The sequence below is a fragment of the Alicycliphilus sp. T452 genome (assembly GCF_054512775.1).
Genome location: NZ_JBTNEH010000047.1, coordinates 1 through 9,641, shown reverse-complemented (window position 1 = coordinate 9,641; position 9,641 = coordinate 1). Strand labels below are relative to the sequence as shown.

Sequence of the window (9,641 nt, the reverse complement as noted above, 5' to 3'; positions counted from 1 at the left end):
GAGGCCACCATACCCGTTTACAAAGCGAACAGGAAAGTCAATGAAATCAACGGTCTACCCAGACCACCCCCGCGCCAGTGCTAGCTTTGCGTACCGTCACTTATTGCACTGAAAACGAGGAGACCCCAGTGCGGCCCTCAGGGTGGGCGGCCACGTATTTCTGCCACAGCAGCATCAGCGTCATGCCCTTGCGGTCAAGCTCGCGGTGCATGCGGCTCCAGTCAGGTTCGACGAAAGGCTGCGAGGGCGCAGCGCGCGGCTGCAGCGCGGTGGACAGCCGCTGTTCGCTCCAGTCCTGCACCGTCTCCCAATCGAGCCCGGCGACGCTCGTCAAGCTGACGTACTTGGCGACGGCACCTTTGGAGATCCCGAGGGTGGAGGCGATCTGCTCGAGAGAGAGCTGTGCCTGCCACTTCAGGCGAATTACATTCTTGATTATGCGTAGAGACATTCGTTTTGTGGCATCCAGGGCCTTGACGGGAAAAGACCGTCGAGGGTAGGACACCCGGGTTTGCGTTCTCTACGCAGCACCACCGGCAAGTCAGAGCCCCTCAGGGGACGCCGATTTGGCGGTCACGATCGCCGAAATGGTCGGTCACGATGATCCGAAACGGAGGGTCGGTCACGATCGCCGGAATCACCGGTCACGATGCCGAAACGGCCGGTCACAATGGGCCGAAATACGCATATCAGCAATGGGCCCATCTTCAACGCCGACGGCACGCTGACCTCAGCCCTGCTGGACCACGTCGAGACCGTTCTGATCGAGGGCAAGAGCTACCGCGGACAGGCTCACGGCGAGGCCTGAAGCCCGACCGCGCCCTCGCCGCCAGCGCCAGCTTCAGCAATGCCGCCGCGAACCTCTCAGCATTTTGAAACCGGCCGATAACCAGCACGTTCGCACCGGCGCCCACAAGTGGTGGCTGCGCTGCAGGAACCGGATGCCCTGCTCCCCACTCCTGCTCGCTGAAGGATACTCGCGCGCAAAGCTGTGCAAGTGCTGCAAGAGGCTTGTGAGGACCGCAGGTGGCATTTGGCGAAGTGCCAACCAGGCCGGCAATCACCGCCTGGGTGATGTTGTCTTGGTTGAGGTTCGCGCATACGCAGGTCGAACTCTAGGAGAGTAGGAACTCTCTGAAGCGACGATTGGGTTCAAGATGCGGGCCGGTTGCCCTCGAAGGCATCTTGCAGCAGCTGGCGGATGGCCGCCTTCTCCAACGGCCGCGGGTTCGGGTACTGGTTCTGCAGCGCGAGCTCACAGGCCAGGTCGAGGTCATCGGCTTTCATGCCGATGTCGCGCAGCGCCACCGGCACGCCATTGTCCTTCGCCAGGTCGAAGACCGCCTGCGGCGCGCTCCTCGCCTCCAGCGCACCGGCGATGCGACGCATGGCCTCCGGTGCCGCCGGGGCGTTGTAGGCCAACGCGTGCGGCAGCACGATGGTGTGCGTTTCCGCGTGCGGCAGGTTGAAGCTGCCGCCCAGGGTGTGGCATAGTTTGTGGTGGATCGCCATGTCTACCGAGTTCAGTACCGTGCCGCACAGCCAGGCGCCGTAGAGGGCGTTGCCGCGCACCCCGATGTCGCCGGGCGCCGTGCGCAGCCGCGGCAGCGCCAGGCCGAGCGCGCGGATGCCCTCCTGTGCCATCAGATCGATGATGGGGTTGCCGGTCGCGGAGTACAGCCCCTCCGCCGCGTGCGCGACGGCGTTCATGCCGCTGGTGATGCTCATCCCCACCGGCAGCGACAGCGTGAGCTCGGGGTCGTAGATGACGGTGCGCGGCAGCACCCGGTCGTCGCGCCCGGTCTTCTTCAGGCCCGCCTCGGTGATGCCATAGATGCTGGTCATCTCGGAGCCGGCATAGGTCGTAGGCACGGCGATGATTGGCACGGCGGACTCGCGGGCGATCGCCTTGCCCAGGCCGATCGTGGAACCCCCGCCCACCGCCACGGCGCAGTCAGCGCCGATCCGCGCGGCGTACTCGCAGGCTTCGCGTGCCGTCGCTATCGGCACGTGCATGGTCGCCTTGTCGAACACACCGGCCGCGCGCGGGCCCAGCAGAGCCGCCACCTGTTCGGCCGCGGCGCGCCGCTCCGGAGTTGACAGCACCAGCGCTTTGCGCGCACCCAGCCGCTCCACTTCCGCGGGGAGCTCGCGCAGCTTGCCGGCGCCGAACACGACGCGGGCCGGCCTGCCGATGTAGGTGAAGTCCTTCATGTCCTGTTCCGGCCCAAGGGGCACTCCGCACTATAGCGCGCGCCCGGCACGAACAAGCGGCCCCCGCGGAAACCTGTTTTCCGGTGCGCGGAAGAGCTCACGCAATTCGGGCGTTCCTGCCGTCGGCCTCGTACTGGGTGATGCGGCGTCCGATATCCTTCGCAGCGATCCGCAGGTCGGCCAGTTCGGCCTGCACGCCGTCGATCACCGGCTTTGGCAACTGCATGCCCAACTCCTCAACGGCGAGCCGCGGGGTCTCGCTGGCGGCGAGGCCTGGGTCGCTCATGTAGGAGAAGTTGTCGTTGACGTAGTGAGAAAGGCTTCGTCTTGCATCGGGTTGTGTGGATTCGGTGTTGGCTGAAAGGCCGCTCCTCCCGCCGACACTGGCGCAGTTCGCGGCGCGGCTTTGCGTGGCTTCGTGTGGGGCGTGGCTGCCGCGCCGGCCGGGGCGGCCTTGGGCGCCTCGGCGGCGATGAGCGTCAGATGCTCGCTGGAGGCGCCGTATTGCTCGCGGGCACGGCGCGCCAACTGCGCCTTCAGCTTGTCCACCAGCAGCGTCAGATGCGCCACCTGCGCGTCGCGCTCAGCGAGCAGGCCAAGCAGCGCTGGCTCGCGTCAGCACCGCCAGCGCCGGCGTCACGACGACGGCCGTGCGAAGCTATCTTCGCTTCCGTGCGTTCGAAGGTAACGCTGTCGCGCATCTGCTGCCGATCGTCGCCTCGCCAGCAAGCTGGCGCTTGGCACCACTGCCGCAGACCCTGACTCCGTCCGAGGTTCAACGCTTGCTCGGCGCCTTCCCGCCAAGCCGGCGGCTCGACTGGCGCCGTCGCGGCGCCTTGGGCAGCAGCAGACCCGCCCGGGCCATCACCCGCTAGGCCCGTTCCGGATTGACCCGAGCCGCACCTTCCTGTGCTCGGCGTTGGCGGTTCACCAGCGCACGCACGCCGGTAGCCGTAGCTCGGGAGTTCGGCGATCGGCTCGCGAATTCCGGCAATCAGCTCGCGCATCGCCCGCCAGCGTGCGGCCGCTGCGTCCGTCACGCCAGCCATCGGCACGATGGCGAAGGTCGTGAATGTGCAGGCGCACCCACCCCCAGCACCCGGCAGAGCGTCTTCACTGGTCTTCTCCGGGCAGCAAGGGCGAGCGCGCACTCCACTTTTTCGGCGGCGTACTCCAAGGCTTGCTTGAGGATCTCGTTCTCGAGCGTCTTCTTGCCCAGCACTCGCTGCAGCTTGGCGATCTCCGAACGCGCAGCCGCCAGCTACGACGCCGGCACCACCGCTTCGCCGGCCGGGGCACGGTGATCCGCAAAGATGAGAGACCGTGAAGGATTGAGCGCCTTATTTCTTCGGTTGGTCCAACTGCATCGCTCTTGTCGCCAGCGTGAAAAGGCCGTGGAGAAACACTTGCTTCTCCGCGGTGCTGAGGCCAGCCAAGAGCCGGGTCTCGACTTCGTTGATCATGTCCTCAACACGGCAGTGAACTGTCTTCCCCTTCCTTGTTAGCGTGAGGCTCAACCGCCTGCGGTCCTCGCTGTCTATGCCGCGATCCACATAGCCCTGTTCCACCAGGTTGTCAATCGCGCGCGTGACGAAGAACGCGTCTGTGCTCGTGCGTGCGGCGACTTCCTTTGCCGAAACTGGCTCAAACCGGCCGATCACGGCCATAACGCGCCAATTAGTGACTGAGAGCCCGAAATCGGCCGACCACTTGGGCGCCAAGTGACGGGTAACACAAGTCGCGATCAATAGGCAGCGATAGGTGACCCTCTCCTCGAGAAGCACACGCGTCGTCTGAGTCATTGGTAGACGTTGGTTCCTAAATTGAATAAATCCAGGAGCGAACGCCCCCTTCCAAACCGTGCATGCGGATTTCCCGCACACGGCTTACCAGTGGTCTGTCGGCTCGCAGCATTACGCGGACTCCCGTTTTCTTCCGGGAGGTTTGCCGGCATAGCGGATGGTGCCTCGCAGGCGATACAACCCAAGGTGTTCAAAGTACTCGCGATCCCAGCGTTGCGCCTGGCCTGCCTTCAGGCTGCGCCCCGCGCGCTTGACCCGCAGGCTGCGCAAACGTCTCACGACGTAGGCGTCAACATCGATGAAATGGTTGGCCGCGTTGCCGCTGCCGAAGTACTGCCCCCAGCCACGCAGCACCGGGTTGAGCTCGGCAATCACGCTTCGCACATCCTGATGACAGCGCCCTCTGGGGGTCAGCTCCCGCACCCGGCCGCGCACCCGGTTCATCGCCCGGCGACTTGGCCACCGATACAGGTAGTACCGCCTGACGCCCTCTTGCTGCCACAGTCGCCCGCTCATGCGCTTGTGCAGGTGGCAGCCCAGGAAGTCGAAGCCCTCCCGGCCCTGCGTCAGCACCACGCGTCGCGTCTTCTGCGGATGCAGCTTCAAGCCCAGCCGACCCAGCACGTGCTCGATGCGGCGCTGGGCCTCTTCGCAGGCTTGCGCACTACGGCACATCACCACGAAGTCGTCCGCATACCGCACCAGTTCGCCCAGATGCGCGCCGTGTCGGCGCCACACCCGGTCCAGCACGTGCAGGTAGATGTTCGACAGCAGCGGCGAAATCACACCACCCTGCGGCGTTCCCGCCACCGGGTGGCGCACCGCGCCGTCTTCCATCACCCCTGCTTGTAGCCATTGCCTCACCAGCTTGAGTATCCGCCGGTCACTGACGCGCTGCCCCATCAAGGTAAGCAGTTTGTCGTGATCGATGCTGCCGAAGTAATCGCTGATGTCGGCGTCCAGCACGTGATCGGCCCCTCGATTGCCCAGTTGCCTGAGTCGCTCGATCGCCATCGTCGCACTGCGCCTGGGTCTGAATCCGTACGAACACGGCTCGAAGTCCGCCTCGAAGATTGGCTCCAGCACCAGTTTGGCCGCCATCTGCACCACCCGGTCGCGCACCGTGGGAATACCCAAGGGCCGCTTTGCTCCGTCTGCCTTGGGGATGTAGGCGCGCCGCACGACCTGCGCACCGTACTCGCCCGCTCGCAGTACGTCACCCAGCTCCTGCAAGAAGCGCTGGACTCCATACTGCTCCACATCCTGGACCGACACACGATCGATCCCCGCTGCGCCGCGGTTGCGGCGCACTCGCTTCCACGCCTCGTGCAGGATGTCATCCCTGCACAACTGGTCGTACAACGCATGGAAGCGCCTTGCCGGCGCCCGCTTGGCTGCGGCCCAAAGCTGCCTTTGCAGTTGTCGCACGTTTTCGCGCGGCTCATCACCGCCGGGGTCGTTAGGTCCGGTCTGGCCGGCCATTCCCTTGCGCTTACCCGCTCCAGCAACATGACCACCGCAGGGACCCTTCCCTCCAGCCGCGTTATGCCCCACGGCCTTCGCGGGCACGGCTTGCGCCGCACCCAACGGTACTACGATCCCCTCGGACTCCCGCTGCGCACGCCTCGATTTCACCTTGGTTATACGAGCGCGCTTGCCCCGACTCGGGCAGCGCAGACGGGTCTCTCGTGTTCCGCTCCACTCCTTGCACGCGTGCTGCGCCCCATACCCCGCCGCAGTCCCCAGCGCGCTTCGGCACTCGCCCCGGTGATGTTGCCTTCGCCGTGACATGAGCGGCTCGGCCTGCGGGTTGTAAATCTGTCGAGGCTGCAGGCTTCACTTCATGTTGCGGCCCGCGTGCTTGCTCCCCGCTGCGCGGCAGTTGCCGCCTCACGGGCTTTTGACGCCCCGCTCGGGCATGGAAGTCTCCCTCCGCTGCCTGGGGCCTGCTACCCGGCGCACCGACGCCTACCGGGACGGGACTTTCACCCGTTGGAGTGGCGCAGCAAGCCAAGGTCGGTCCTCCCCCCGCGGGGATCAGTCCTTCCTCAACGTCACGACGCACCATGTGCTGGATTATAGGGCTGCGATCCCCCGTGCAGCTTGACACCCCGTGCAGCTTGACGGCGAAGGCGTCGGCTCGAGATACTCGCATATCGCAACTGATATGGGACCCGGAGGCCGCTATGCTGTGTCTGTCCGAAGAATCCCGTCCTTGCCGCGGCTGACCTGAGCAGCGAACGTGGACTCCCCAGTGCACAAGGAGTTCACGATGCAAGAGGGACCGGAGACCGAAGCAGACACGCGGGTGCTGCGTACAAGCGGCTTGCGCGGTTTGATGCCGAGGGCTTGCCTGGCCTGCAAGATCGCACCTGCCGCCCGCACACCAGACCTGCACCGTGCCTGCCGGCGGAGATCGCGAGCTTCGAGCAGCAGCGCCGGCAACGTCTTCCCTTGTGGCGTATCGCTCAGGCGTGCGGGCGCAGCTTGGCTACCGTCAGCCGCTACATGGTGCAAGCCGGCCTGTCACGACTGAAGTCCTTGGATCCCGTGGAGCCGATCCGCCGCTACGAACGCGCCACGCCCGGCGAGCTGCTGCACATCGACACCAAACGGCTCGGACGCATCCACGTCCTGGGTGACCGCATCACTGGAGACCGCGCGAAAAACCGCAATCGTGGCATCGGATGGGAAGCCGTGCACTTGGCGATCTATAATAGTGTCCTGTCCCCCTAATTCGTAGGCACAAAAACTGCATGGGTTGAGGCATCCTTGGAGATGTCTCATGCCGAACGCATACACCCCCACCAGCACGATCGAGCTCACGGACATGGAGCGTGCGGAGCTCACTTCGATGGCCAGATCGCGCTCACTTCCAACAGCGTTGTCGTTGCGCGCGCGCATCGTCCTGGCATGCGAAGGGCCGGACAAGGCCAGCACTGACGTTGCGACGACACTGGGGATCGATCGCAACACGGTCAACAAGTGGCGCGCGCGGTATGCGCGGAATCGGCTCCCAGGGCTGTATGACGAGCTTCGACCAGGGCGGCCGCGCACGGTCGATGACGAACGAGTGGCAGAGTTGATCACGAAGACTCTGCACACCAAGCCGGCGGACGGCGCAACACACTGGAGCACGCGCGGCCTTGCCGCCGAAACCGGAATCAGTAAGACCTCCGTCGCGCGTTACCTCAATGCCTTCCAACTCAAGCCTCACCGCGTGGAGAGCTTCAAACTCTGGGACGGATCCGCTGTTCATTGAGAAGCTGCGCGACGTCGTTGGCCTATACCTGAATCCCCCGGAAAACGCGCTGGTGCTCTGCGTTGACGAGAAGAGCCAGTGCCAGGCTCTGGAACGCACGCAGCCGATGCTGCCGATGGGATTTGGTTACGCTGAAGGCGTCACCCACGACTATGTCCGCCACGGAACTACGACGTTGTTCGCGGCGCTCAATGTGCTCAACGGCGCGATTCTGGCCAGCTGCAAGCCGCGCCACCGGCATCAGGAATTTCTCTCTTTCCTGCGCGAGATCGACAAGGCAGTGCCGCAAGAGTTGGACGTCCATTGCATCGTGGACAACTACGCGAGCCACAAGCACCCGAAGGTGCGAGCGTGGCTCGCGCAGCGACCACGCTGGCACATGCACTTCATTCCAACCTACTCCAGCTGGCTCAATCAGGTGGAGCGTTTCTTCGCGATCATCACGCGGACAAGGCGATCCGCCGCGCGGCTCATTCAAAAGCGTCAAGGAGTTGACAAAGAAGATCGACAGCTTCGTCACCTCATACAACGAGAAATGCAAGCCGTTCACCTGGACCGCCACAGCGGATTCGATCATCGAAAAACTCGCCCGCCTCTGCGGACGAATTACCGGGACAGGACACTAGCAGCTGTTGTGCCGCCCCGGGTACCCTCAGAAAATTCTGGTCAGCGATCCGCATCTAAGAGAAAACATGTTGACTCCGCTGCCCGTCTCGATCTACGATTATCCTTGGAGTTTGCAACTATCGCGTTTCGCAACCACCTGACGAATGGTTCGAGCGGAGGTTACGGGCTGGCTTGACAAGGGTTTCCTGCCGTCTCCCTGACTGCTGTGCGGAAGCGCCAAACGAGAGCAATAGGCGGCGATGTGTTTACTGCTGAAAGGGCGGCGATGTGTTTACTGCTGAAAGCAACCCGACGGAAGTCTGTATGAGCATGGGAACATTGCAGGTGCGCGTCGCGCGGAAAGCCGTTGAGGCGGTCGATGTTTGCAGCTTCGACCTGATCGACATTGGCGGCAAGCCGCTGCCCCCGTTCTCGGCTGGTTCGCATATCGATGTGCACTTGCCAAATGGGCTGACGCGCCAGTATTCACTTTGCAACGCGCCCTTTGAGAGCGGCCTGTATAGGATAGGCGTGCTGAAGGACGCCGCGACGCGCGGAGGCTCGAAGGCCATGCACGAGCAGGTGAATGAGGGGGACGTGCTCACGATCAGCGCGCCCAAGAATCATTTCCCGCTCGCGCACCAGGCAAAATCCAGCGTGCTGCTCGCTGGCGGCATTGGGGTCACACCGATCCTGTGCATGGCAGAGCGGCTCGCGGTTGCCGGCGAGCCCTTTGAGATGCACTACTGCACGCGCTCCCGTGACCGGACAGCGTTCTACCAGCGCATCGAGCATTCACCCTTCGTCTCGCGAGTGCAGTTCCACTTTGACGACGGGCCGCCGGAACAGAAGCTGGATATTCACGCGGTGCTCGACAAGCCGCAGCCGGGGGTGCACGTCTATGTCTGTGGGCCGAAGGGCTTCATGGATGCGGTGCTCAGCACCGCGCGCGCCGCAGGTTGGCCTGAGGGGCAACTGCACTATGAATTTTTCGCCGCCGAGCCCGTAGCAAGACGTACCGATGCCAGCTTCGAGGTCAGGCTCGCCAGTTCCGGCCAAGTCATCTACGTGCCGATGGACAGTACCGTGGTGCAGGCCCTAGCGGAAGCCGGTGTGTACGTGCCAACGTCGTGCGAGCAAGGCGTCTGCGGCACTTGCGTGGTCCGGGTGCTCGAGGGCGAGCCCGACCACCGGGATCTCTATCTGACTCCCGCCGAGCGGGCGGCAAACGACCAGTTCACGCCATGCTGCTCGCGTGCGAAATCAGCTCGTCTGGTTCTGGATCTCTGAAGGCTGCGCAAAGAACGTCTTCCATATCCGAGGTAATCCAAAATGGCCGGTTGGCAACGCGCCAGCGTTGTCCACCGGCCGTGCCGGTGCCGAGTTCAAGACAGACGATGCGGACGCGCCTTGACAAACGCGCTGCCCCGCGGGCTCGCCACACTGCGGGCCTTCGTGCTCGACCAGAAGCTGCTGGGCAACGTGGAGATCGCCAAAGTCACCGGCCTGCCCAAGCCCACCGTCTCTTGCCTGACCTTCACGCTCGCGTCGGCGTCGGCGTCGGCGTGGCGTGCAGGAAGGCCTGAGTGTGCTGTTTCTGGAATACGCGCGGGCCGGGACCAACCCGAACCTTACTTTCCGCAGGTCGCCAGACGCATTTGCGCGTAATTTCCCGGTCGCGGGAAGGTCAAGGTTGGCGCGGTACTTCCAAGTCGATGAGACGCTCGGTCTGCTCCTCCCACTCACGCATAAGCTGC

General features: G+C 64.0%; 8 protein-coding genes and 3 pseudogenes. 5 read left to right on the top strand and 6 right to left on the bottom strand.

The features are described from left to right. Window positions 1-100: 100 nt before the first annotated feature. Window positions 101-451, bottom strand: a complete 351-nt coding sequence (locus ACX12L_RS22455; RefSeq protein WP_459264521.1) for a hypothetical protein — start codon at window positions 449-451, stop codon at window positions 101-103. A gap of 219 nt (window positions 452-670) precedes the next feature. Between ACX12L_RS22455 and ACX12L_RS22450 the strand changes: the two genes are divergently transcribed. Then, window positions 671-808: a hypothetical protein gene (locus ACX12L_RS22450; RefSeq protein WP_459264520.1), complete on the top strand. Its 138-nt coding sequence runs from the start codon at window positions 671-673 to the stop codon at window positions 806-808. 344 nt (window positions 809-1,152) lie between these two features. On the opposite strand, the gene ACX12L_RS22445 is transcribed toward ACX12L_RS22450, so the two are convergent. The 5 genes and pseudogenes from ACX12L_RS22445 to ltrA all read right to left on the bottom strand — a co-directional run bounded on the left by ACX12L_RS22445 (window position 1,153) and on the right by ltrA (window position 5,498). Then, on the bottom strand, window positions 1,153-2,214 hold the full coding sequence (locus tag ACX12L_RS22445) for a maleylacetate reductase (protein WP_459264519.1): 1,062 nt from the start codon (window positions 2,212-2,214) through the stop codon (window positions 1,153-1,155). A 97-nt stretch (window positions 2,215-2,311) separates the two neighbouring features. Next, a complete protein-coding gene (locus ACX12L_RS22440) occupies window positions 2,312-2,500 on the bottom strand; it encodes a hypothetical protein (RefSeq protein WP_459264518.1) in 189 nt (62 codons plus the stop codon). A 492-nt stretch (window positions 2,501-2,992) separates the two neighbouring features. Then, a pseudogene (locus ACX12L_RS22435) lies at window positions 2,993-3,505 on the bottom strand (transposase family protein); the annotation flags it as partial. Between the two features lie 49 nt (window positions 3,506-3,554). Continuing rightward, window positions 3,555-4,016 carry a MarR family winged helix-turn-helix transcriptional regulator gene (locus tag ACX12L_RS22430; RefSeq protein WP_279613708.1) on the bottom strand — a complete coding sequence of 154 codons (462 nt, stop codon included), beginning with the start codon at window positions 4,014-4,016 and terminating at the stop codon, window positions 3,555-3,557. 111 nt (window positions 4,017-4,127) lie between these two features. Continuing rightward, a complete protein-coding gene (gene ltrA / locus ACX12L_RS22425) occupies window positions 4,128-5,498 on the bottom strand; it encodes a group II intron reverse transcriptase/maturase (RefSeq protein ID WP_326527587.1) in 1,371 nt (456 codons plus the stop codon). A gap of 834 nt (window positions 5,499-6,332) precedes the next feature. Here ltrA and ACX12L_RS22420 point away from each other — a divergent pair. The 4 genes and pseudogenes from ACX12L_RS22420 to ACX12L_RS22405 form a co-directional block, all read left to right on the top strand. Beyond that, window positions 6,333-6,728, top strand: a pseudogene (locus tag ACX12L_RS22420) (leucine zipper domain-containing protein); the annotation flags it as partial. A gap of 118 nt (window positions 6,729-6,846) precedes the next feature. After that, a pseudogene (locus tag ACX12L_RS22415) lies at window positions 6,847-7,904 on the top strand (IS630 family transposase). 304 nt (window positions 7,905-8,208) lie between these two features. Then, complete coding sequence (locus ACX12L_RS22410) at window positions 8,209-9,174, top strand: PDR/VanB family oxidoreductase (protein ID WP_459264517.1); 966 nt, start codon at window positions 8,209-8,211, stop codon at window positions 9,172-9,174. A gap of 42 nt (window positions 9,175-9,216) precedes the next feature. Beyond that, the gene (locus tag ACX12L_RS22405) at window positions 9,217-9,552 is read left to right on the top strand and encodes a helix-turn-helix domain-containing protein (RefSeq protein ID WP_459264516.1); all 336 of its coding nucleotides are present in this window, start codon (window positions 9,217-9,219) and stop codon (window positions 9,550-9,552) included. Window positions 9,553-9,641: the final 89 nt, after the last annotated feature.